The 24939-nt window shown below is 37.1% G+C and carries 21 protein-coding genes and 1 tRNA gene; 11 read left to right on the top strand and 11 right to left on the bottom strand.

What is annotated here, in order from left to right; genetic code table 11:
- Positions 1-150: 150 nt before the first annotated feature.
- The 3 genes from K1I41_RS05140 to K1I41_RS05130 all read left to right on the top strand — a co-directional run bounded on the left by K1I41_RS05140 (position 151) and on the right by K1I41_RS05130 (position 3573).
- A complete protein-coding gene (locus tag K1I41_RS05140; protein WP_220641612.1) occupies positions 151-1614 on the top strand; it encodes a TlpA family protein disulfide reductase in 1464 nt (487 codons plus the stop codon).
- A 107-nt stretch (positions 1615-1721) separates the two neighbouring features.
- Positions 1722-2483 (top strand): T9SS type A sorting domain-containing protein, encoded by a 762-nt coding sequence (locus K1I41_RS05135; protein WP_220641611.1) that lies wholly within the window; start codon positions 1722-1724, stop codon positions 2481-2483.
- Positions 2484-2517: 34 nt separating this feature from the next.
- Positions 2518-3573 (top strand): Omp28-related outer membrane protein, encoded by a 1056-nt coding sequence (locus K1I41_RS05130; protein ID WP_220641610.1) that lies wholly within the window; start codon positions 2518-2520, stop codon positions 3571-3573.
- 166 nt (positions 3574-3739) lie between these two features.
- Here K1I41_RS05130 and K1I41_RS05125 read toward each other — a convergent pair.
- The 4 genes from K1I41_RS05125 to K1I41_RS05110 all read right to left on the bottom strand — a co-directional run bounded on the left by K1I41_RS05125 (position 3740) and on the right by K1I41_RS05110 (position 6868).
- Positions 3740-3827 (bottom strand) — tRNA-Ser (locus K1I41_RS05125).
- Positions 3828-3877: 50 nt separating this feature from the next.
- On the bottom strand, positions 3878-4906 hold the full coding sequence (locus K1I41_RS05120) for an asparaginase (RefSeq protein ID WP_220641609.1): 1029 nt from the start codon (positions 4904-4906) through the stop codon (positions 3878-3880).
- On the bottom strand, positions 4896-6032 hold the full coding sequence (locus K1I41_RS05115; RefSeq protein WP_220641608.1) for a 1-acyl-sn-glycerol-3-phosphate acyltransferase: 1137 nt from the start codon (positions 6030-6032) through the stop codon (positions 4896-4898). The genes K1I41_RS05120 and K1I41_RS05115 overlap by 11 nt, the downstream gene beginning before the upstream one ends.
- Before the next feature lie 68 nt (positions 6033-6100).
- The gene (locus K1I41_RS05110) at positions 6101-6868 is read right to left on the bottom strand and encodes a TatD family hydrolase (RefSeq protein WP_220641607.1); all 768 of its coding nucleotides are present in this window, start codon (positions 6866-6868) and stop codon (positions 6101-6103) included.
- Positions 6869-6967: 99 nt separating this feature from the next.
- On the opposite strand from K1I41_RS05110, the gene K1I41_RS05105 reads away from it, so the two are divergent.
- Positions 6968-7411, top strand: coding sequence for a retropepsin-like aspartic protease (locus K1I41_RS05105; protein ID WP_220641606.1), 444 nt, complete (start codon positions 6968-6970; stop codon positions 7409-7411).
- A 532-nt stretch (positions 7412-7943) separates the two neighbouring features.
- Here K1I41_RS05105 and odhB read toward each other — a convergent pair.
- Positions 7944-9167, bottom strand: coding sequence for a 2-oxoglutarate dehydrogenase complex dihydrolipoyllysine-residue succinyltransferase (odhB, locus tag K1I41_RS05100; RefSeq protein WP_220641605.1), 1224 nt, complete (start codon positions 9165-9167; stop codon positions 7944-7946).
- Between the two features lie 56 nt (positions 9168-9223).
- The gene (locus K1I41_RS05095; RefSeq protein WP_220641604.1) at positions 9224-12001 is read right to left on the bottom strand and encodes a 2-oxoglutarate dehydrogenase E1 component; all 2778 of its coding nucleotides are present in this window, start codon (positions 11999-12001) and stop codon (positions 9224-9226) included.
- Positions 12002-12119: 118 nt separating this feature from the next.
- On the opposite strand from K1I41_RS05095, the gene K1I41_RS05090 reads away from it, so the two are divergent.
- Positions 12120-12665 carry a hypothetical protein gene (locus K1I41_RS05090; RefSeq protein WP_220641603.1) on the top strand — a complete coding sequence of 182 codons (546 nt, stop codon included), beginning with the start codon at positions 12120-12122 and terminating at the stop codon, positions 12663-12665.
- Between the two features lie 113 nt (positions 12666-12778).
- Here K1I41_RS05090 and K1I41_RS05085 read toward each other — a convergent pair whose 3' ends face one another.
- Positions 12779-13129 (bottom strand): hypothetical protein, encoded by a 351-nt coding sequence (locus K1I41_RS05085; RefSeq protein ID WP_220641602.1) that lies wholly within the window; start codon positions 13127-13129, stop codon positions 12779-12781.
- The gene (locus tag K1I41_RS05080; protein ID WP_220641601.1) at positions 13129-14103 is read right to left on the bottom strand and encodes a polyprenyl synthetase family protein; all 975 of its coding nucleotides are present in this window, start codon (positions 14101-14103) and stop codon (positions 13129-13131) included. The genes K1I41_RS05085 and K1I41_RS05080 overlap by 1 nt, the downstream gene beginning before the upstream one ends.
- 142 nt (positions 14104-14245) lie before the next feature.
- On the opposite strand from K1I41_RS05080, the gene K1I41_RS05075 reads away from it, so the two are divergent.
- The 5 genes from K1I41_RS05075 to K1I41_RS05055 all read left to right on the top strand — a co-directional run bounded on the left by K1I41_RS05075 (position 14246) and on the right by K1I41_RS05055 (position 21617).
- Complete coding sequence (locus tag K1I41_RS05075; protein ID WP_220641600.1) at positions 14246-14860, top strand: TetR/AcrR family transcriptional regulator; 615 nt, start codon at positions 14246-14248, stop codon at positions 14858-14860.
- 76 nt (positions 14861-14936) lie between these two features.
- Positions 14937-15533 (top strand): TetR/AcrR family transcriptional regulator, encoded by a 597-nt coding sequence (locus tag K1I41_RS05070; RefSeq protein WP_220641599.1) that lies wholly within the window; start codon positions 14937-14939, stop codon positions 15531-15533.
- 30 nt (positions 15534-15563) lie between these two features.
- Positions 15564-16937, top strand: coding sequence for a TolC family protein (locus tag K1I41_RS05065; protein WP_220641598.1), 1374 nt, complete (start codon positions 15564-15566; stop codon positions 16935-16937).
- Positions 16938-16955: 18 nt separating this feature from the next.
- Positions 16956-18113 carry an efflux RND transporter periplasmic adaptor subunit gene (locus K1I41_RS05060; protein WP_220641597.1) on the top strand — a complete coding sequence of 386 codons (1158 nt, stop codon included), beginning with the start codon at positions 16956-16958 and terminating at the stop codon, positions 18111-18113.
- Between the two features lie 24 nt (positions 18114-18137).
- Positions 18138-21617, top strand: coding sequence for an efflux RND transporter permease subunit (locus K1I41_RS05055; protein ID WP_220641596.1), 3480 nt, complete (start codon positions 18138-18140; stop codon positions 21615-21617).
- A 126-nt stretch (positions 21618-21743) separates the two neighbouring features.
- On the opposite strand, the gene K1I41_RS05050 is transcribed toward K1I41_RS05055, so the two are convergent.
- The 3 genes from K1I41_RS05050 to K1I41_RS05040 form a co-directional block, all read right to left on the bottom strand.
- Positions 21744-22091 carry a toxin-antitoxin system YwqK family antitoxin gene (locus tag K1I41_RS05050; RefSeq protein ID WP_220641595.1) on the bottom strand — a complete coding sequence of 116 codons (348 nt, stop codon included), beginning with the start codon at positions 22089-22091 and terminating at the stop codon, positions 21744-21746.
- Positions 22092-22200: 109 nt separating this feature from the next.
- Positions 22201-23196, bottom strand: coding sequence for a redoxin domain-containing protein (locus K1I41_RS05045; RefSeq protein WP_220641594.1), 996 nt, complete (start codon positions 23194-23196; stop codon positions 22201-22203).
- Positions 23197-23208: 12 nt separating this feature from the next.
- A complete protein-coding gene (locus tag K1I41_RS05040; RefSeq protein ID WP_220641593.1) occupies positions 23209-24195 on the bottom strand; it encodes a TlpA family protein disulfide reductase in 987 nt (328 codons plus the stop codon).
- Between the two features lie 158 nt (positions 24196-24353).
- Between K1I41_RS05040 and K1I41_RS05035 the strand changes: the two genes are divergently transcribed.
- On the top strand, positions 24354-24914 hold the full coding sequence (locus tag K1I41_RS05035) for a hypothetical protein (protein WP_220641592.1): 561 nt from the start codon (positions 24354-24356) through the stop codon (positions 24912-24914).
- Positions 24915-24939 lie beyond the last annotated feature (25 nt).

The following is a 24939-nucleotide window of genomic DNA, read 5'->3' as shown; positions in this document are numbered from 1 at the left end:
AAAAAAATTCGCAATATGTTTTGGACATATACTTTTTTTATATACTTTCGGATAAAATTTTCAATTACTCTTTTTTTTTGTTAAAAAACAACAGGAAAAGAGAATTATTGTTATAATAAAAATAGAACTAATTTTTTAAAAGGGAACGACATGAAAAAAAGATTACTTTTAGGAATACTTGCACTTGCAGGTTTTTCGGCTAACGCACAGCTAGCTTCAGGAAGCCAAGCTCCTGATTTTACAGCTACAGACATTAACGGTGTTGAGCACCATTTACAGACTTATCTTGACCAAGGTAAAACGGTAATTATGGATGTATCTGCTACATGGTGTGGACCGTGTTGGGGTTTTCATTCCAAACATGTACTTGATGATTTACACAAAGCGTATGGACCAGCAGGTTCTGACGAAATTGTAGTACTATTTGTTGAAGGTGATGGTAGTACAGGAATGGCAGATCTTAATGGAGAAACTGATTCTAGTCAAGGAGACTGGGTTACAGGAACTTCATATCCTATTATTGATAGTGCAACTATATCAAACCAATATAGTATTGCATACTTTCCAACATTATACAGAATTTGCCCTAATGGTTTAGTATATGAAATGAGTATACTTAATACTACCACAGCAGCTACATTAATGGCAGACATTAACCAATGTAGTCCTGTTAATGGTTTGGATAAGCACGCAGAAATAAAAGAAAGTACTGTGGGTATTTGTGATGTTGTAAGTACAAGTAACTTTGATGTTGAAGTTAAAAACTACGGTAATGAAACTATTACAAATGCTGAAGTTTCGCTTAACTATGATGGTAATGTAGTTGCTACAGAAACTTTTAACATAAACCTTGCTACTTTTGCATCGGCAAATTTATCATTCGAAGGTGTAGAGCTTGATTCTAATAAAGAGTACACTGTAGAGCTTAATCAAATTAACGGTAGTACTCCAAGTGTAGCAGAGCTTGCAGTAAATAACCTAAGTGTTGTGGCAGCTCCACCTACAGATAATAACTTTGGTATACACGTATATACTGATAACTACCCAGCTGAGATAACATGGGATGTAAAAGACAGTAATGGTGATATTGTTGCTAGTGGCGGACCTTACCAAGCAGGACCTGGTACTGCTGGTGCTGGTGGACCTGATGCAAATACAGTAAAAATGTATACTGTTAATGTTCCAGAAGGAACTTCAGACTGTTACGAAATTAATATGTACGATTCTTATGGAGATGGATGGAGTTTAAGTACCAACCAAAATGGTATCGAAATTGTTTCTGGTGGAGAAGTAGTGGCTAGCTACCTTGTAAGGAATTTTGGAACTGAAGTTAAATTTGGAGCTGCATTTACTACTAATGGTGTATTATCTACTCCAGCTATCGAAACTTCAAGATTTTCAGTATATCCAAATCCATCAAACGGTATATTCAACTTCGAAACGCAAGAAACAATTGCAGTTACTGTTATGGATTTAACGGGTAAGGTTGTATACAGTGCTAAAGAAATTAATAACGGTGACGTTATGAACCTTAGCAACCTACAATCAGGCATGTACATTGCTAAAATAGTAGGTGCTACTGCAGAAAGAACAGAAAAACTAGTTATCAAATAATTTAGATTTATTAGTTTTACAGCATACAAAAAAGCTATCGGGGATAACCAAAATTATTCTCGATAGCCTTTTTACTTAAATACTATTAACAACGTAACAAAAAAATTATGAAAAAAATTATATTAATCGCAGGGTTATTACTTTGCGGACTAACACAAGCACAAACAGTTACAGTAACAGGTAATGGCGAAACTATTGCTAATAACGATACTGTTACATTTAACCAGCTTAGTACGGCAGAAGACTCTTCGCTTGGTAATTTGGATTTGGTAGTTACCAATACATCTACAGAAAATATTACTATGCGAATGAAAGCTGTAGCGATTACTAATAATGATACACCAAACAATAACCTACAGTTTTGTGTACAGCCACAATGTTTTAATATAATAAGTGAAGGTACTACAATACCTACTAACTTACCTGATGGCGGAATATTACTTGCACCGGGCGCAAGCACGGAAGGTGACAACCACTTTAGAAACTCTTATGCTGGAGATGACGATAGTATGCCTGTAAGCTACGTAATAGCAGTAATAACTGTTGATGGTGACGGAAATGAAACAGGCGAATTAATGCGATTTACATACGTGTACGATTCAACGGCTGCAAGTGTTACTGATTTTGAATCACTTAAAAACGCAGGTATAACACTTAACAGTACTATTATTAAAGACAATATGCAGGTTGATGCTCTACAAAATGCTACAGTAGCATTTTATAACACTAGTGGGCAATTAATCAAAAATGCAGCAATAACATCAGGCACGCAACTAATCGATTTATCATCACTTGCTACTGCTGTATACATTGCTCGATTTACTACAGAAGACAATAAAACATCTCAAATTAGAGTTGTAAAACAATAATAATGCTATTTGGAAGCATAAAAAAGAAGATACAATGAAAAAGAATTTATTATTATTTTTTGCTTTCGTAAGTATATTACTATCATCGTGTACATCAGAATACGAAATACTCAAGTCTTTCGACTCAGTTATTCTTAGCTCTGATGGCTCAATAAGGATTATTGATGAAACTGTTACTTTTACAGTAAAGGACAATGATGGTAATGACCTAACGGCCGATGCTACCATACTTGTTGATGGTAATGAAATAGATGGTAATACCTTTACCTCTGCAACAGTTGGAGAGTTTGAAGTAACGGCTAAGTACTTTGGTACGACGTCAGACCCTATTTCGATACGTTTTCATGATGGCTCAGAAATTAACTTTAACAAACGAGTACTTATCGAAGATTATACGGGTACATGGTGTGGTTACTGCCCACGCGTATCGTATGGCATCGATTTACTAAAAAACCAAACAGACAATGTGGTTGCTGTAGCAATACACCGAGCGAGTTTAAACCCTAACGATGCTAGTTATGATCCGTTTACGTTTGACTCTACCGAACTAGAAAACTTTATTAATATACCTGGATATCCTAAAGGATTAATAAACCGCTTAACACAATGGTTTTATCCAGAGCCAAACAACCTTGACCAAGTTATTGGACTTACGCAAGGTGAAAATCCTAAATTAGGATTGGCTATTTCATCTACTAAAGATGGTAACAACTTAGCAATAGATGTAAATGTTATGTTTGGTAAAGATTTTAATAGCGACTTAAATCTGGTAGTATACGTATTAGAGAATGGTCTTATTTACGACCAATACAACTATACAACCTACTACAACGGTCCTAACACATTGTATGATTACGAGCATAACCACGTATTGAGAGCGGCACTTACCCCATTAATGGGTGAAGCTATACCAAGAGGTGAAACTACAACACTTAATACGTACACTAAAACATTTAATATTAGTGTTCCTGAGATTGTAGATAATGCTAACAATATTGAGTTTGTTGCATTTGTTACAGATGCTGATGGCCATGCACTCAATGTGAGAAGTGCTCATCCAGACGAAAATCAAGAGTTTGAACAACTATAAGAAAATATACTTTTTAGTTATTTGTAAAAGCTGCCATATGGCAGCTTTTATTTTTTTATACAATAATCACTAAGCATAAATCGTAACACTATGCAACAAGTTGCAATTGTAGTAAAATAAAAAATCAGTTCTGTTCCGAAATTGGAACAGAACTGATTTTATTAAGCAGAGAGGAAGGGATTCGAACCCTCGATGCCCTTTTGGAGCATACACACTTTCCAGGCGTGCGCCTTCGACCACTCGGCCACCTCTCTAAAATATTGTGGATGCAAAAGTAATATTTAAAAACGGATTGAGAAAACTATTAAGACAATTCGCCAAATAACGATTGCTCAAATAATGCCTTAAATTCGTAATCAGCTACACCCTGCCCTAATAAATACATTAATTTGGTTATAGCCGCCTCTGTAGTAATATCTTTACCCGATATTACTCCTATTTCCTTTAATAGCGTACTGGTTTCGTACTGTCCCATATTCACGCTTCCGCTAGAGCATTGGGTTACGTTTACAATATGTAGTCCCCTTTCTATAGCGCGTTGCAGTATGGATACAAAATAAATGTCAGTGGGCGCATTACCTGCACCATAGGTTCGTAAAACAACCCCTTTAAGGCTAGGTATGTTTAGTATAGCATTAAGCACTTCCTCGCTAATACCAGGAAATATACTTATAAGCACAACATTGGTATTAAACTCTTTTACTACATTAAACGGTTTACTAGTATCCTTTTTTAATAATGCATCTTTATTGATGCGTAAATTAACGCCCGATTCTGCTAAAGCAGGATAATTGGGTGATGTAAAGGCATTAAAGTGCTCAGCACTAATTTTTACCGCACGATTGCCTCGGTATAACTTATATTCAAAGTACAAACATACCTCTTGTATTACTGCTTTTCCGTTATGTATGAGTGATGCTATTTGTATAGCTGTAATAAGATTTTCTTTAGCATCAGTTCGTAAATCGCCTATTGGGAGCTGCGAACCTGTAAATACAACAGGTTTATCGAGGTTTTGGAGCATAAAACTTAATGCTGATGCAGAGTATGCCATAGTATCGGAACCGTGCAAAATTACAAAACCATCAAAATCGTTATAACGTTCCTCTATAACCGAAGCTATTTTGCACCATTCTGCTGTTGTAACATTGGATGAGTCGATAGGTTCATCAAACGATTCGGTGGTTATAGTACAATCAAGTTGTTTTAATTCGGGTATGTTTTGCAGTAATTTATCAAAATTGAACACTTTTAATGCTCCAGATTCGAAATCTTTAACCATACCAATAGTACCGCCTGTATATAAAAGTAAAATGGTAGGGTTATTCTGCATTTTGGTATTTCATTTTATTTACCACAGGGTTGGCATACATGGCTAAAAATCCGTTATGTAACGTTTTATTATCGGCATCAATACGCATTTCTAATCTACGCTCAAAAAGAGATTTTTCTCTCTCGGTATATTTATCTTTAAAACGGGTTGTTTTATTTAATAAATCGTATGCAATATAATTGGTAGGCCATAGCCTGTAGGTGCTTAGTATGGCATCATCTAACACCTGTGCTAATGCTTGTATCTGCCTGTTCTGATTATCAAACTCGTTGGCTATAACATCTAGCTCATTACTAAGTACATCGCAAACATGAATGTGTATGCGCTTTTTTTGCCCCATAATACCACTTAACAAGGTATTAAAGTCCTCATTTTTTTCTTTTACATACACCTCATCGTTGGCTTGTGCCATTAGCATTGGCATTTTTAGTGCATCCGTAGGATCGTATTCGTACGATATGGAAACAGGTACAATTTTAATTTTCTTAAAATACTGCATCAGGTTATCCTCATCGGCAGCCATTGCCAACATTTTTAAAACGCCCTGGTGTGTAGCGTCGTTACCATCTTTGGTACGCCCCTCGCGTTGTGCTATCCATACCGAACGATTCTCACGTAATACAAGTTGCGATACGTATTCCGACATAAGTCGTGAACTTTGTAGCAACTCTCTTGGCGGAAGCCCGCGCTGTACCAAAAAGTTGCGGTTTAAGCGCGATAACGTATGTAAAAAAGGTTTTTGTACAAGATTATCGCCTATGGCAGAAGCCGTCATTATTTGTCCGTGGTCGTGTAACGAAACATTTAATAATGATGTATCCAGTATAATATCCCTATGATTGGATATAAATAGGTATGGTGTGTGTACGTCTAACTTTTCAAAACCCGATGTAGTAAGCCCTTCAGAGCTTTTTTGCAATACTTTTTGTACTGCAGGGTAAATAAAGTTGATCTGAAAATCGCGCTTTGAATGCGTTTTTTTTAGCTGTTTTTCCCAAGTTTCAGCATCAACATCTGGAAATGCAAAACTCATAAGTGCTTTCATCATGGGGTGATGTACAGCACCACATATAGCCTCATTTACTTCACTATCATAAAAAGGGCGAATATGATCGAATTTTGACATGTAGTTAGTATCGTTAAAACAATGCCACAAATGAACAAAAATTTTATGAATTTAAGGGTCATTCTGTGTTAAAAACCAAAAATAGCTTTGGAGTTTTTAGTAGTTACTGCAGCAATATCAGCTACACTTACACCATATATACTAGCCAACTTTTCGGCAACCAAAACGGTGTAACTACTTTCGTTTCGTTTCCCTCTGTACGGAACGGGTGCTAAGTAAGGCGAATCGGTCTCTAACACAATATGTTTAAGGTCTATTTCATTCAAAAACTGGTCTATTTTACCATTCTTAAAAGTAGCAACACCACCAATACCCAACTTCATCCCGTAGGAGATTGCTTTTTGGGCTTGTTCAAAATTACCTGTAAAGCAGTGGAAGATGCCGTACAGCCCCTCTCCTTTTTCTGATTCCAAAACTTCAAAAATCTCATCAAACGCATCCCTACAATGTATATTAATTGGCAACTCATACTTTTTTGCCAATTGTATTTGATGCCTAAAGGCATATTGTTGCTCTTTAAGGTGTGTTTTATCCCAATACAAATCAATACCTATTTCGCCCACCGCAGCAAATTTTCGTTTGGCTAGTTGCTCTTCAACATGTGCTAACTCCTCTTGGTAATTGTCCTTTACATAGGTTGGGTGCAGCCCCATCATTAAAAATACATTATCGGGGTATTTTGCTTCTAAGGCGTACATTTTCTGGGTATAGCTGGCATCTATAGATGGAACAAACAATCGGTTTACCCCTGCTTGTATAGCGCGCTGTATAGCAGCATCGCTATCGTGCTGAAATTCTTCGCTATACAAATGGGTATGGGTATCTGTAAGTATCATGATAATTTTTTGAGATGCAAACTTACAAAGTTGAAAATGGTTTTAAAGTGTTTATACAATATTTTAAAGTATTTTTGAGAATAGAACCAATACTACAGAATGGAAAACTTATATGATATCCTGAAAGAGCAACAATACAAACGAATACGTTTTAAACTATCTAAAACACAGCACTTATTAATTAAAGCAAAAATAAATGGCAAAGAGGGCAATTTTATATTGGATACAGGAGCCTCTAACAGTTGTGTTGGGCTTGATAGTATTGAATATTTTGAACTTTTGGCATCACACTCCGATACCAAAGCAGCAGGTGCTGGTGGTGTTGGTATGGCTACACAAACATCGTTAGATAATGTATTAAAGCTGGGACGTTGGACTAATAAAGATTTTGGGCTTATTATTTTTGATATGTCGCACGTAAACGAAGCGTTACGCCAATACAAAGCAAAACCCGTACACGGTATAATTGGTGCCGATGTACTCTTAATGGGTAAAGCTATTATAGATTACCATAATAACTGCTTTTATCTGAAACAGTTGTAGTAAACTCTTATTACTATACCCTTTTCAATTAACAGTAGTTTTTATAAGTAGAAGCTGTTATGGATTACTATATTAAATAGATACATAAAACATACTACAGAATATTGATAGATATTCTACACCGCTTAAATTACACACAATTAGATTGTTATGTTTTTTATCGAAAAAGCAATGCACTTAGTCGAAAAAGAATCTTTTTAAAAACTTAACGGTTAATTGATTAGTATTTTGTACGATAATTAGTAATTAAAGTGCTTTAACAACTTTTATTACCTGTGTGTGTTTTCTATAAAATAAGGTATATTAAACAATACATCCAATTCTTTCATTTATTCCGTTGAGAGAAAACACCCACTCTTTTACGAGTGGGTGTTATCATTTTATACAATAGTTAGTCTGCCTTTACTAAGAGATTTATTAGTAAATCCTTTAACAGCCTTACCTGCATTTTAAGATAAAGATATTGTTTAGTAGTATAAAAAAGTCCCACTTATTTAGTGGGACTTTTTTATACTACTATTTTTATTGTTTATTAAAGCTCTAACGCTTTTTTAGGATTGTTATCCATAAGTAGCTCCGTAGGGTTTTCTAGTGCTTCTTTAACTGCTACAAGGAAACCTACTGACTCACGACCATCTATAATTCTGTGGTCGTACGAAAGTGCTACATACATCATTGGGTGAATTTCCACTTTACCATCTACAGCTATTGGGCGCTCTATAATATTGTGCATGCCCAATATACCCGATTGTGGTGGATTAATGATTGGTGTAGATAGCATGCTACCAAATACACCACCGTTAGATATGGTAAATGTACCACCCGTCATATCATCAACAGTAATTTGCCCATCACGAGCACGAATAGCCAAACGTTTTATTTCTGCCTCAACACCTCTAAAGGTTAAGTTTTCGGCATTACGTACTACAGGTACCATTAAACCTTTAGGTCCTGATACTGCTACTGAGATATCAACAAAATCGTATGTTATTTTATAGTCCCCATCTATCATAGAGTTAACATCTGGGTATAACTGTAATGCTCTAACAACTGCTTTGGTAAAGAACGACATAAAGCCTAAGCTTGTACCGCCGTGTTTTGCTTTAAACGCTTCTTTATACTCAGCTCTTATTTTGTTAATAGGCGTCATATTAACCTCGTTAAAGGTAGTAAGCATTGCCGTTTCGTTTTTAGCCGAAACCAAGCGCTCTGCTACTTTTCTGCGAAGCATCGAAAGCTTTTTACGCTCCGAGCCTCTGTTACCACCTGTTGGTGTACCCATAGCTGGTTTTGCGTTAAGGGCATCATCCTTAGTTATTCTGCCCCCTTTACCCGTACCTGTTACATTAGCAGGGTCTATATCTTTCTCATCTAGTATTTTGCGTGCTGCGGGCGATGGGGCGCCTGTAGCGTATGTTTTTTCTTCTTGTTTTGGAGCTTCTTTTTTCTCCTCTGCTTTAGGTGCTTCTTCTTTTTTCTCCTCTTTTGCAGGAGCAGCATCATCACCTTCTGGTTTGGCAGCACTTGTATCTATATGGCATACCACTTGCCCAACAGCTACGGCATCACCTTCTTCTGCTTTTAGTGTAATAATACCCGCAGCTTCAGCGGGCAACTCTAGGGTAGCTTTATCTGAATCTACTTCGGCAATGGCTTGGTCTTTCTCTACATAGTCGCCATCTTGTACTAGCCATGTTGCGATTTCAACTTCGGTAATCGATTCCCCGGGAGAGGGAACTTTCATTTCTAAAATCATCTCAGTATAATTTTATTGGTGTTGTTAACTTCTATTGTTAAATCAAAAATACGATATTAATTAAATAAATCTTTATCAAAAACCATTGCAATAGCGGCGGCATGACGCTTTTTAGCACGCGATGCGCTACCTGCTGCTGGTACGTTTGATGGTTTGAGTGATGCTACACGTAATTTTACTTCGTTAAAGTTCATTAACATGTAACTGTATGCACCCATATTTTTAGGTTCTTCCTGTGCCCAAACGTAATCGTCGGCATTTTTATATTTTGCTATAGCTTCTTTAAGCTGTGCTACAGGGAGCGGGAATAATTGCTCTAATCGTACAAAAGCAACATCATCTCTACCCAATTTCTCACGTTCTGCTACTAAATCGTAATAAAATTTACCCGTACAGAATACTAACGATTTTACCTTATCTGGATTTGCTGCTGGATCGTCCAATACTTCTTGGAAAGTACCACTTGCTAATTCTTCTTTGGTTGATATTACTGATGGATGACGTAACAAACTTTTTGGTGTAAACACAATAAGTGGTTTACGGAAGTTTGTTTTCATCTGCCTACGCAATAAGTGGAAAAAGTTGGCTGGCGTAGTACAATCGGCAACATACATATTGTGGTTGGCACACATTTGTAAGTAACGCTCCATACGTGCCGATGAGTGCTCTGCACCTTGCCCCTCGTAACCGTGTGGTAATAGCATTACCAAACCGTTTTGGTTGTTCCATTTATCTTCGGCAGCAGTAATGTATTGGTCTATCATAATTTGGGCACCATTAGAGAAATCTCCAAACTGTGCTTCCCAAATGGTTAGCGTTTTGGGGCTTGCTAATGCATAACCGTAATCGAAACCTACAACACCGTACTCTGATAGTAGGGAGTTGAATATATTAAATTTACCTTTTTGGTTGTTTAACCTGTTGAGTAATACTACTTCCTCTTCAGAATCTTCTACTTTTATTACAGCATGACGGTGCGAGAATGTACCACGCTCTACATCTTGCCCAGAAATACGAACATCAAAACCTTCCGTAAGCAATGTACCATAAGCTAATAGTTCCCCCATAGCCCAATCGAGCTTATCGGTTTCGTACATGCGCTTTCTGTCATCTGTTAGTTTCTGTATTTTTCGGATGAATTTTTTATCCGATGGTAATTGCGTAATTACTCCTGCAATATCATCAAGGTTTTCCCGAGAAAATGTAGTATCTACTTTTTTAAGCATCTCTTCCTCGTCAGCTCTTTCTATATAACCTTGCCATTCATTTTGCATAAATGGCGTTATAACTGTTAAGTCCTTTTTACGAGAAGCCTCTAAACTTTGCTCTAATTGCTCTTTATATCCTTTTTCTAACGCAGCAACGTACCCTTCCTCTATAACACCCGAAGCTAATAGCTTTTCGGCATAAATATCTCTTGGGTTTTTGTGCTTTGCTATTATTTTGTAAAGTTTAGGCTGGGTAAAGCGGGGCTCGTCGCCTTCGTTATGCCCATACTTTCTGTACCCTAATAAATCAATAAATACATCGCTTCCAAACTCCATTCGGTAATCCAGTGCAAAAAGCATAGCGTGTACTACAGCCTCTACATCATCTGCATTTACGTGCAGTACTGGCGATAGTGTTACTTTTGCAACATCGGTACAGTAGGTAGACGAGCGACCATCCAGATAGTTGGTTGTAAAGCCTACCTGGTTGTTAATAACTACGTGTATGGTACCGCCTGTTTTATACCCATCTAAATTAGCCATTTGTACAATTTCGTACACTATTCCCTGCCCTGCAATAGCAGCATCGCCATGCAGTGCTATTGGTAGTACTTTAGCGTTATCTTCTGGGAAGTATTTGTCTTGTTTTGCTCTAGCAATACCCTCTATAACCGCTCCTACTGTTTCTAGGTGCGATGGGTTGGGTGCTAGGTTTATGTTTATATTTTTACCACGTCTGGTTTTTCTGTCCGATGTTAACCCTAAGTGGTATTTAACATCACCATCAAACATGGCATCTTCATCGTAATCTTTACCGTCAAATTCACTAAATATATCGGCTGTAGATTTACCAAATACATTAGCAAGCATATTTAAACGCCCACGGTGTGCCATACCCATTACAAATTGCTCTACGCCTTTCTCGGCTGCTGCCTCAATAAGGGCATCTATAGCTGGTATTAACGATTCGCCACCTTCTAACGAGAAACGTTTTTGACCTACATATTTGGTATGTAAAAAGTTTTCGAAAGAAACTGCTTCGTTTAACTTTTCTAATATTTGTTTTTGCTGCTCTGCATCAATTTTTGGTTGATTTTCGTTAGCCGAAAGCCTATTTTGTATCCATTTCCTAACTTTAGGGTTACGGATGTACATGTACTCAATACCTGTGTGAGTACGGTATACGTTTTTAAGGTAGTTTAGTATTTGCTCTAATGTAGCCTGCTCAAGCCCTACTTCTTTACCTGCTTCAAATACGGTAGTAAGATCACTTTTTGATAATCCGAAATCCTCCAGCTCTATCGTTGGCGAATAGTTTCGGCGTTCGCGTACGGGGTTGGTCTCTGTAAAGAGATGCCCACGCGTTCTGTAGCCTTCAATAAGATTTAGTACTCTAAATTCTTTCTGTAATCGATCAGGAAGGTCAGAAATTGTTTGTTGCGCTGCCGCTTGGTTTGATGTAGTGGTTGCTATATCGTTTTCGGAGCCATACTCGTTTGCAAAATCAAAACCTTGAAAAAAGCTTCTCCAGCTTGGCTCTACACTATCGGGATTTTCTATGTATTGTTCGTATAAATCTGCGAAAAAAGCAGTATGTGCTGCGTTTAAAAAGGAAAACCTGTCCATACTTATGTCTTTATGACCTTTTGGTTGAAAAATTTTAGACAAAAGTACAACAATTGTAATTAATCTTTACTTCTTTTTAATATATTTATGATTAGTAATTATGCACTAAACAATTGATATGAAAATAGGCTTTTTCAATTTTTTAACAAAATGTACCCTAATAGTATCAACTATATTGTGTTGTACAACTACGAATGCGCAACAGGATAGTGACTTTTGGAGCAGGGTACGTTTTGGTGGCACAGCAGGGGTAGCATTTGGCAGGGATTATACCGATATTTTGATTGCCCCTAGTGCGCTATACCAAGTTAATGCGTATGTGGGTGTGGGTGTTGGGCTGCAAGGTAGTTATGTTAATTTTGACGATTTTTACGAGTCGTACATCTACGGCATGTCTGTTATAGGAATATTTAGCCCCATACCCGAAGTACAATTATCTGCCGAAGTAGAGCAACTCCGTGTTAACCTCAATTACGACGATAATGTGTTTGATGATAATAATACACTGCTTCGTGACCGTGATTTTTGGAATACCGCCTTATTTTTAGGTGCAGGATACAATACAGGTAACGTTACCATTGGTATTCGGTATAACGTTTTGTTTCGAGAACGAGATAGGGTATATAGCGATGCTTTTATGCCTTTTATACGCGTGTTTTTTTGACAATTATTAGCCCCCGTCATTGCGAGGAAGCATGACGAAGCAATCTGTAAAACCAGTTCAAAGATTCCTTCCTTCGTCGGAATGACAACAGCGAGTATAAGTCCAACTGTCTGTTAATACCTATTCCTAAACCAAACCTTTTGCCATTCCCGTTTTAATATTAAAAACGCTACTTGCTCGCTAAGCTCCATTATATCTCCGCCACTTAGTGCTTTTATTTCGCGCTCAGGTACATCTATAATGTAAAGGAGGTTTAAATACTCGGCAAACTTATGTTGTATTAGCGTATATATCTTTTCGCGAAGCCCAAGCTTCAATTCTATAGGAGTTATATCGGTTTTAAAATCCAATAGCTCATTCGCCAAAGTAAAATCTTTATTAAGCTGTTCTATAAGTTTACTATACAACTGCTCTTTTTGCGCTTGGCTCAGTAATAAATCGGTATTTGCAAGTGGTATATACATCACACTTTTCGTTGCATAAGCACTTGTCCAAACTGCTCTAGCATCAGTTTTTTATCGGGGTCAATATCCAGTTTTTCTAGTGTAGCAAAAGCCCTTTGCGTATAATCTGCTATAGCCGCTTTAGTAGCAGTATCGGCTCCTGTAGCCTTAAACAAATCTTTAACATCAGCTACTTTTTCCGCAGTATCTTCAGGCTGTACAGCAAACCATTGTAGTAAACGTTCTTTTTGGTATGCGTTACAATGTTGCAGGGCTTTAAGGTACAAGTACGTTTTCTTATTCTCTATAATGTCCCCTCCTACCTGCTTACCAAACGTTTCGGGGTCGCCAAAGGCATCCAGGTAATCGTCTTGCAATTGGAATGCTAAACCGAGGTTAAACCCAAAATCGTATATCAAATCGCAATTTTCTGGGGTTGTTTGGGCCACAATGCCCCCCATTTTCATAGATGCGCCTACCAGTACGGCTGTTTTGTTGCCTATCATCTTAATATATTCGGGTAGGGTTACATCGTGCCGACTTTCAAAATCAACATCCCATTGCTGCCCCTCGCAAACTTCTAAAGCCGTTTTGCTAAATAGTTTTGCCAAATCTCTAAATATTGCAGGTTCATAGCCTTCAAAATACTGGTATGCCAAAATTAGCATCGCATCGCCCGACAGTATTGCTGTATTTACATCCCACTTTTCGTGTACCGTTTTATTACCCCTACGCAGCGGCGCATCGTCCATAATATCGTCGTGTACTAACGAAAAGTTATGAAACATCTCTACTGCTACAGCAGCGGGTAGTGCTTTTTTACAATCGGTATTAAAAACCTCTGTAGCCATAAGGGTAAGCACAGGTCGCATACGCTTTCCACCAATAGATAATATGTATTGTATGGGCTTGTATAAATTTATGGGCTCTTGCTGTAATGATAGGTTGGTAAAATACTCTTGTATTATTTGCTGGTAGTGCGCTATGGCATGCATCGGCTATTTTTTTTGCTAAAATAAACCTTTCCGCTTGCAAAAGCAATATGCAAAAGCATAGAAAATTGAATAAAAAACTTTGGAAACTTTTTTGGTATTAAAAGTTTCCATCCTATATTTGTACCGAAGTAAGACTGTTTTTATGAGAGAATTGATTATTGAAAAGGCAACAGAGATGTTTATGACGCTTGGTTTTAAAAGCGTAACAATGGATGACATTGCTAATGAGTTGGGAATTTCTAAAAAGACGATATACCAGCATTTTTCTAACAAACATGAATTAGTAGAAGCAACAACCATGAATGTATTTGACACTATTTCGTGTGGTATTGATGCCATAAGACAAACGAGTAAAAACTCCATAGAAGAGGTTTTTACAATCCGAAATTTTATAATGGAGCATCTTAATAACGAAACCTCATCGCCACATTACCAATTGCAAAAGTTTTTTCCAAAAATTTACTCGTCGCTACGGGGAAAGCAATTTGAAAAGATGAAAAATTGTATGCAAGAAAATTTACAAAAAGGTATTACTAACGGCTTATTCCGCGAGGATATTAACATCGAATTCATATCACGCATTTATTTTACGGGGCTTACAGGCGTTAAGGACGAGGATATATTCCCGAAAACAATGTTTAGTATGAGCGAGCTTACCCGCCAGTTTTTGGAGTACCATATTAGAGGGATTGCAACTCCAAAGGGCTTAACGGTACTTGAGGAAAGTATTAAAAACCATAACAAAACATTAACATAGTACTATATAACAAGTATACTAAAAAATGAATTACATTTGCATTGACAAAAATGTCAAACAAAATAGTTAAACAATAATGTCAGATAAAAAAGATATAGATACTGAGCAATTAATAAAGAACACCGCCAAAAGAATGTTTTTTGGCGAAGGACTTTACAATGCTACTACTCAAGAGATTGCCGATAAAGCAGGTGTAAACAGAACACTTATAAATTATTATTTCCGTTCCAGAGACAACCTGTTCCAGATTATTTTCGATGAAGCGCGAGAGGAAGAAGTAGCTTTTACAGACAACATCATGTCGTTGGATATTCCTTTTAAAGAAAAAATATCGGGGTACTTGGATATGTATTTCGAGCAATCGGAAAAGTACCCTTACCTAGAAATTTATATGGTTACCCAAATGAACCAAAATTGCCATTACTCTAAAGACCCTGAGGTTATGGAGCGTGTACTGGATAAGTTTTATTTGGAAATAGCATTAGAGATGGAAAAAGGCAATATAATGAAGATGCGCCCCGAGCAATTCCTATTAAACATGATATCGTTAACATGCTTTCCAATTTCCATGCGACCATTAATTGAGCAATCCTTAGGATGCACCACGGCGCAATATTCGGCTTTACTGGCAGAGCGTAAAGAAATTATAATGAATACCCTTTTTAAACAATAAATCAATCAAATTTAATTAATAACAACTTCTATGAATCAAAACCAAAGTCCATTTGTAGGTAACTTTTTAAAAGGACTAAGTTTGCTACTGGTTTGTTTGTTTGCCCCCCAAATGCAAGCGCAAGAACAACCAAACAGCTATAGTTATAGCCTACAGGAAGCCGTGCAACACGCTATGGAGTACAATTACACAATAATTAACTCTGAGCGCGATGTACAGGCATCGTACAAAAAGAAATGGGAAACCATTGCAGTAGGGCTACCACAAATAAGTGCTAGCGGTAACTACCAAAATAATTTTACCATACAACAATCTGTAATCCCATCAGAAATATTTGGTGGTACTCCAGGAGAGTTTACAGCTATAGCCTTTTCTACAAGACACACAGCAACAGCAAGTGCCAAGTTGGATCAGCTAATTTTTGACGGTAGCTATATAGTAGGTGTAAAAGCAGCAAAAACATTCTTGGATTTTTATAAGATATCAAAGGAAAAAACAGATATCGAAATAACCGAACAGGTAATTAATGCTTACGGTAATGTGTTGCTTACACAAGAGAACATTAGTATACTGGAGAAAAACAAGGCTACACTAGAGAAAAACAAGTTTGAAACCAACGAAAGTTTTAAAAGTGGTTTTGCCGAAGAGGAAGATGTAGAGCAAATATCCATAACCTTAGCCTCTACCGTTAGCTCGTTAAACAATGCAAAAAGGTTGGAAAAAATTACCCTGAACATGCTAAAATTAGTATTGGGTATTAATTTGGACGATGATTTAGTGGTTACCGATAAACTAGAGGACTTAACTAGAGAAAATCTTGACCTTGCTATTACTGGTACAGAGTTCAATGTAAAATCGAATGTTGATTACCGAATGGGCATGAACAACCAAGAGCAAAGAAGGCTGGAGGTAATGAACGAAAAGAGTAAAGCGTTACCTACCCTATCTACCAGTTTGGCATTTGGGTATAATGGTTTTAATAACGATTTCGACTTTTTTAACAGCCAACAACAATGGTTGGATTACTCGTACTTATCAGTAAACCTTAACATTCCAATTTTTAGCAGTTTTGCACGTAGTGCCCGTACACAACAAGCTAAAATTAAACTGGAACAAGCTAAAACAGAGCTTACAGAGCTAGAGCAAAACCTAAAACTACAATACGAACAAGCCAAAAGCGAATACGAGTATAGTGTAGAGGAATATACAACCTCTAAAAACAACATGCGCCTTGCAGAACGTATTGAGAATAAACAACAAATAAAGTTCCGCGAAGGGCTTTCGTCAAGTTTCGAGCTATCCGAAGCCCAAAGGCAGTTGTATGCATCGCAACAAAATTACCTGCAAGCTATGGTAAACGTAATAAATACAAAAGCAGCCTTACAAAAACTAACCGCACAATAATTATTAAATACAATACAAATGAAAAACATAGTATATATAACTGCCCTTTCGCTCCTTTTAATTTCATGTGGCGGTAACGAAAAAGTTAACGTTGATGAGGCAATAGAATCTAAAGACCTCGAAAAAATGAAAGAGTCGCGCAAAATTGTGCATACGGAATACGAAAAGCTAGCAGCCGACCTTGCACGTCTTGATGAAGCTATTGAAGAAATAGACCCTAATAAAAAATTACTACTAGTAGAGTCGATGATTGTAAAGGATACCGCTTTTACACACTACATCGAGATACAAGGTAATATCGATACTAAACAGAACATCATTATATACCCAGAAATGTCGGGGATATTAAACCAGCTTAATGTAAAAGCAGGACAAAAAGTAACTAAAGGACAAGTTTTAGCTACTATAGATGACGGAGGGCTTAGCTCGCAAGTAGCACAAGCACAAGCACAACTTTCGTTAGCGCAAACCACATTCGACAGACAAAAACGCCTTTGGGATCAAAAAATAGGTTCCGAAATACAGTACCTAGAGGCAGAAACCAACTTAGCAAGCCAACAAAAAGTAGTAGCACAACTGCAATCGCAATTAGCTAAAACAACAGTACGCGCACCGTTTTCTGGAACTATAGATGAGGTAATGACTGAAAGAGGAAAAGTAGTAGGCCTAGGGGAAGACCTATTCCGTATTGTAAGCCTTAACGATATGTATGTTAGTGCCAACATCCCAGAGTCGTACACCGAGCAGGTAAAGCTAGGTGCCAGCGTAGAGGTATTTATAAGCTCGTTAGGCAAAACCTACAACGGTAAAGTACGCCAAATAAGCAACTTTATAAACCCAAGCAACAGGAGCTTTGGTATAGAGGTAGCCGTACCTAACCCAGAAAAATTACTACGCCCTAACCAAGTAGCCATACTTAAAATAGAAGACTATACGAGCGAAGATGCTTTACTAGTACCCGAAAATATAATTCAGCAAAGAAGTAACGGACGCCTTGTAGTATACACTGTTGCAGGCAGTAAAGACGAGGTTATAGCAAAAGAAAACGAAGTAAAAACAGGATATACCTCTGGGGCTTACGTAGAAATTAAATCGGGGCTTAAAAAAGGAGACAAGGTAATAACTGGAGGTGCAAACGCTGTAGAGGATGGTACCGAGATTAAAGTTATTAAATAAAATAACTCATAAAAAGTACATATAATGAGTAAGAAAATAGAAAAGAATTTCGCTATATCCACATGGGCGATTAACAATAAAATGACGGTATATGTTATTACCGCCATACTACTGCTGGGTGGATTACTGTCCTACTATTCGATGCCGCGGGAAAACTTCCCCGAAATTATCGAAACCAAAATATACGTAAGCTCTATAAACCCTGGTAACTCGGCAGAAGATGTTGAAAAACTGATTACAAAACCACTAGAGGAAGAATTTAACAACATATCGGGTGTTATGGAAATAACATCAAACACGTTAGAGGACTACTCTATGATTTTAGTAGAGTTTGATGAAGATATTACAGTACAAGATGCAAAGCAAAAAGTAAAAGATGAGGTTGATAAAGTAAAGGCAGATACCGAATGGCCTACGCTAGACGGTGGTGCAAAGGTAGAACCTAATATTTTTGACCTTAACATTGCTGAGGAAACCCCTATACTTAATATTAACCTTACGGGCGATTTTACATCGGAGCAATTAAAAGAGTTTGCCGAATACCTAGAAGACCGTATTGAACGCTTGCCACAAATTAAAGAAGCTGCCATTCGTGGTGCAGAAGATAAAGAAGTAGAAGTTGCTGTAGATATGTACAAAATGTCATCAGCAATGGTAAGCTTTAGCGATATTATTAATGCCATCAAATTCGAAAACAAAACCGTATCAGGTGGTAGCGTTACAGGTAATGGCGTTAAAAAGAACATTCGTGTAATTGGTGAGATAGACGACCCTGCACAATTAGAAAATATTATTGTAAAGAAGGACAACGGTAACGTTTACCTTAAAGATATTGCAACCATAACCTTTAAAGAAAAGGAAAGAACCACGTATGCCAGAGACTACGGGCAACCTGTAGTAATGCTCGATATTAAAAAGCGTAGTGGTAAAAACATGGTAGAGGCCGTAGATGGTACAAGAGCCATTGTAGAAGAGGCACGAGCAAATTATTTCCCGAAAGGGCTTAAAATTAGCTTTGCCAACGACCAATCGGCACGTACCATTGGGCAGGTAGACGATTTAGTAAACAACATCATCTTTGGTGTATTACTGGTAGTTATAGTACTTATGTTCTTCCTTGGTTTGCGTAACGCCATGTTTGTAGGTGTAGCTATACCGCTATCCATGTTTATGTCGTACATGATACTGGCAACACTAGGCATAACCCTTAACACTATGGTATTATTTGCACTGGTTATGGGGCTGGGTATGCTGGTAGATAATGGTATTGTGGTAGTAGAAAACGTATACTCGCTCATGAGCCAAGGCATGTCCCGAAAACAAGCCGCTATAGAGGGTATTGGCGAAATTGCATGGCCCATTATAGCCTCTACAGCTACTACACTTGCAGCCTTTTTTCCATTAGGATTATGGCCTGGAACAATGGGTAAATTCATGATTTATTTCCCCATGACGCTTTCTATAGTATTAGGTTCATCACTATTTGTAGCTTTAGTAATTAACGCCATGTTTACCTCTGACTTTATGAAAATAAAAGAAGAGGGTATGACACGTAAAAAAATGATACGTATTAGCCTAATCCTTGGTATTATAGGGGCACTTACGCTTATAGCTGGTTTTGGTACAGGCGCAGGCGCATTAAAAGGTATTGGTAACCTAATGCTATTCTTTGTTATTATGCTATGGTTATACAGGTATGTACTTGTAAAACGCATGGAGCGTTTCCAGAATAATAGCCTAGTGTGGTTGGAAAACAAATACAAAAACTTCTTGGAGTTTGCATTAAAAGGAGTACGCCCAAGGTTGTTCTTTTTAGGTACTTTTGCTTTGCTCATCCTATCCTTTTTTGCTATAGCTGTTTTACAACCTAAAACACTCTTCTTCCCAGAAAATGAGCCCAACCAAATTATGGTTTATATCGAATTTCCAGAAGGTACTGATATTGAGAAAACCAATGAGTTTACCAAAGAGGTAGAAAAGAAAGTATATGCAGTAGCCAACAAATACCTTGACGACGAGCGAAATTACATGATAGAGAGTGCCGTGGCACAGGTAGGGCAAGGTGCAGGTAACCCGCAAACCGACAGCGGATCGGAGAACGATATGCCCCATCGTGGTAAAATAACCCTTACCATGCGCGAATTTAAATACCGTAAGGGTGTTAAGAGTTCGGACGTTATGGAAGAGGTACGTGAGGCCGTTAAAGGGTATGCAGGAGTATCGGTAATTGTAGAAAAAGATGCCGCAGGACCTCCAGCAGGATATCCTATAAATATTGAGGTTGTAGGTGAAGATTATGATGAAATGCTGGTACAAGCAGAGCAGCTTCGTGACTTTATTAACGAAAAAAATATTGCGGGTATAGAGGAGCTTAAAATTGATGTAAACAAGCAAAAACCAGGTATTGATGTTACTGTAGATATTGACAAAGCAGGAGAACTCGGTATTACATCGGGGCAAGTAGGAGAAACACTACGCCAAGCCATATACGGTGAAAAGGCATCGACCTTTAAAGAGGAAGATGATGATTACGAAATAAATGTACGACTAGAGGAAGAACAGCGCGATAATAAGAATATAATTTACAACCAGCCTGTTACCTTCCGCGACCAAGCCACAGGGCAATTGGTACAAGTACCTATTTCTGCCATAACAAGTAGTAAAAATACAGTTACCTACAATACAATTAAGAGAAAGAATCTTAAAAGGGTAATTACAGTATACTCTAACGTATTGGGCGATTATAATGGTAACGAAATTGTAGCACAAATAAAAGGAGAACTTACCAATTACAAAATGCCCAAGGATATTACCTACTCGTTTACAGGAGAGCAAGAAGAGCAATCTAAAAACATGAGTTTCTTAGTAAAAGCATTACTAATTGCATTGGGTGGTATTGTATTAATACTTGTAGCACAATTTAACTCCATATCCAAGCCTGTAATTATTATGGTGTCGGTACTGTTTAGTTTTGGTGGGGTATTTTGGGGTATGATTATATCGGGCGATGATTTTGTAATTATCATGACCATGATGGGTATTATATCGTTAGCAGGTATTGTGGTAAATAATGCCATTGTGCTGATTGATTATACACAGTTACTAATTGATCGTAAAATGTCCGAAAAAGGACTTGATGAGGATGAAATGCTTACTAAGGAGGAATACCTAGCAGTTGTTGTAGAAGGAGGACGCTCGCGTTTACGCCCTGTATTGCTTACCGCTATAACAACTATACTGGGGCTTATACCGCTTGCTATTGGATTAAACATTGATTTCTTTAACCTGTTTATTGATTACGACCCCAAAATTTACTTGGGTGGAGATAACGTAATATTCTGGGGGCCTTTGGCTAAAACAGTAATTTACGGACTTATTTTTGCAACATTCCTAACGCTAGTAATTGTACCAGTAATGTTCTTTATGTTACAGAAATTAAAACTGCGATTAAAAAAGCAACCCGAAAACAAAATTTCTGACATTGGTACTGATGCTGATGCATAAGTACTATAAAAATCTGTATAAAAAAGCCCCGATTGTTTAATACAATCGGGGCTTTTTACTTTTAAGATAATAAAAAAAGGGCTGTAAAAAATTTACAGCCCTTTTCAACAAATAATAAATAACGCTTTATTTGTTTACTACAACAGCCTCTCTGGACCACTTTTTAATATCAGCAATCCTACTGTCGTTATAGTCTACTTCACTAAGAAGAGTATCGTTCCAAAAAAACCATTTACCTGTTTTTGTTCCATTTTCGTACTCTCCCAAAGCTTGTTTTGTTCCGTCTTCATTATAAGCTACCCACTTGCCGTGGAGCTTGCCGTCTTTGTAAAAACCTTGTTGTTTTATAGCACCATTATCATGATAATACGTGGCTTTAACCATTTTATTTGTTATCTCGTATTTTGGTTCTATTTCCTGTGCTGATAGTACACCAGCCGACAGCATTAGTGCTGCAATAATCATCTTTCTCATATCCGTTTCTTGTTTAAATTTCAAATAACCTAAACAAATATACAATAATATTTACATAAAAAAAACAATTTGGTAACAATTTAATAACATTGGGGTTTATTTAAGATTTTTAATTAAGCAATTTATCCAGTAATTGTGTTAATGCTGCCTCCGACGGGCGGGGTGCATTAGCGTTTAAAACCTCGCCTTTTGGCGAGATAAGTATAAATCGAGGAATGGATTGTATATGGTATGAAGTAATAAAATCAGACTTCCAATCTTTATCTGCAATAAGCTGTACACCATCCAAACCTTCTTTTTCTACTACCAATTTCCACTTTGCCAAGTCTTTTTGCTTATCTACAGAGATGCTTACAAAAACAATATTCTTGTCGTGGTATTGTTCCTCTATTGCTTTTAAATTTGGTATTTCTTTACGGCAAGGACCACACCACGTAGCCCAAACATCAATATATACATACTTCCCTTTAAATTCCGATAAGCTTGTAGTACCTCCTTTATAGTTTTCATACGTAAACGTTGGCGACTGACTGCCTTCTAGTTCAGCCATCTTAGCATCACCAAGTAATTCTTGCACCAAGTACTTGCCTTTTAATTGCCCAAATTGAGAATTCATTATTGATTTGAACATAAAATTGTAACGCTCTTTTTTCAACTGTTGTTTCCAATTTGCAATCATATCATCTGCCAATTGCTCCAACTCCTCTTCGCCTACACCTTTATCAAAACTTTGTTTTATCTTGGCTTTGTCAAGCTCCATATTAGCAATAAACCTATTCTCCTTTACTCCCTTACCCTCAAACTGTAGTGTATTGGTTATATCGTTGGCATTAAAATTTATAGTAATATCAGTATCGTTAGCTAAAAACAACCCTAGTTCATCATCAAGGTAATAAAGGGTAAATAAGCCAAGCCCTTGCTGTAGCCTGCCTGCAAAACTGCCGTTGGCATTAAGTGCATACCCTTTACGCCAAGTACCCATCATGTTTTCAACAAAAACAGAGTCGGCAACATTATTTTTAATTTTTCCTTTAAAATTTCGGATTTCCGATTGCGCAAATGCACTAGTACACATTATAAGAAAAAGCAATACTATTCTGTTCATTATAAGTTGGTTTTAGTTTAATAATTCGTCAAATATCATTTTCAATGCAGGGTCTGATGGTCGTGGGGCATCCGTATTTACTATATTACCCTCAGTATCTAACAATATAAAGCGTGGAATACTCCGAATATTATAATATTTTACAAAAGTGGAACTCCAATCTTTGTCAGCAATAAGCTGAATTCCCCCTAAAGCTTCTTTCTTTACAAATCTTTTCCATTTGCTATGGTTTTTCTGATTGTCTACAGATATGCTTACAAAAGCAATGTTTTTATTATGATACTCGGCTTCTATTGCTTTTAAATACGGTATTTCTTTACGACAAGGACCACACCACGTAGCCCAAACATCTATATAAACGTACTTTCCCTTAAGGTCGGACAAGCTTGTGGTACCGCCATTAAAATTCTCGTAAGTAAAAGGTGCCGAGGGCTTACCTTTCATTTTTTTGGCTTCTTGTTTCTTTTTTGCAAAAGTAATAAGCTGTTTTTGCTCTTGCGCAAGCGATGCTATCATTCTGCTTTTAAAACCCTCATCAATACTAGGCTTCTCCAAATCCGACCGCAACTCCCTAACCATGGCACCAACCATTTTCTGGTATGTACTGGCAGTTGTCGGTACCTTGTCTAGCCCCGTTATAAAAGCATTGTAAATTTTAGCCTTTTTATTCAAAAAATTGTTTTCGGCAGCAGCATCGCCTGTAAAGGCTATAGTTTCTACTATCTTGCCCGATGTAGCTTTAAAACTAAGATTATCCCCAGTACTAACATATAAAAACCCAACTTCTTTACCATGTAGTAATCTGTAAAAACCACCTGGTACATCAAGCACCCCCTTAAAATATCCTTTTTGTGTAGCTTTAAGAGCTGTTTGGTTATTTTTAGAGTATACAATAAGTGAATCTGCTTCGGAATTTTCTATAGTTGCCGAAAGTTTAATTGCATCGGTTTGTGCGTAAGTAAAAGTGGTTAATAGTAGTAATAACAGTAGTTTTTTCATGCCATACGTTTAATACTTATAAAAATAGTCTTTTTGCGCATGTACAGGCTGCGCTTACTGTTAAAAAAGCATTGTAAATTTTAAAAGTTGGTGTGCTGTTTAATAAATCATATTTAGTTTATTTGTAGCAGCACAACCGTAATAAGCTATTAAGCATTATGAAGAACTTTATTTTAATTACGCTTTTCGTTACTTTGTTGTTAACATCGTGTAGTGATACTGATTACGAAACCCGAACTGTAAGAGTTAAGGGTAAATATAGTATTGATATACCTAAAATGCTCTCTAAAGCAACCGACCTTAATGAGGATGCCTCGTTACAATACCAAAATACGTTCCGCGAGCTGTACGTAATTGTAATAGACGAAAGCAAACGCGAGTATGAAAATGTAATTGTAGATAGTTACCTTGAAGAAGCATACGGTAATAACCTTAACGGTTATAGTAAATTGGTTGTTGAAGGAATAGAAAGAGAAATAGTTTTGGATAGTTTACCGAAACTAAAGGATATTACTATAAACGGAATGAAAGCTAAAACGTTTGCTACCACAGGCGAAGTGGATGCTGTTAGAGGATATTGGAACATTACATTTATAGAAGGACGTAATAATTATTACCAAGTAATGTCCTGGACGCTGCCTGATAATATAGAAAAGTACGAGGACATTATAAACGATATGCGAAACTCATTTAAAGATACCGACAAAAGCAAAAAATAAACTTTACTATATATTTGAATGATTA

It is taken from the genome of Flavobacterium litorale, from assembly GCF_019613795.1.
In the GTDB taxonomy this organism is placed as follows: Bacteria; Bacteroidota; Bacteroidia; order Flavobacteriales; family Flavobacteriaceae; genus Flavobacterium; species Flavobacterium litorale.
The sequence above is the reverse complement of the archived record's forward strand: the minus strand, read 5'-3'. Positions and strand labels throughout refer to the sequence as shown.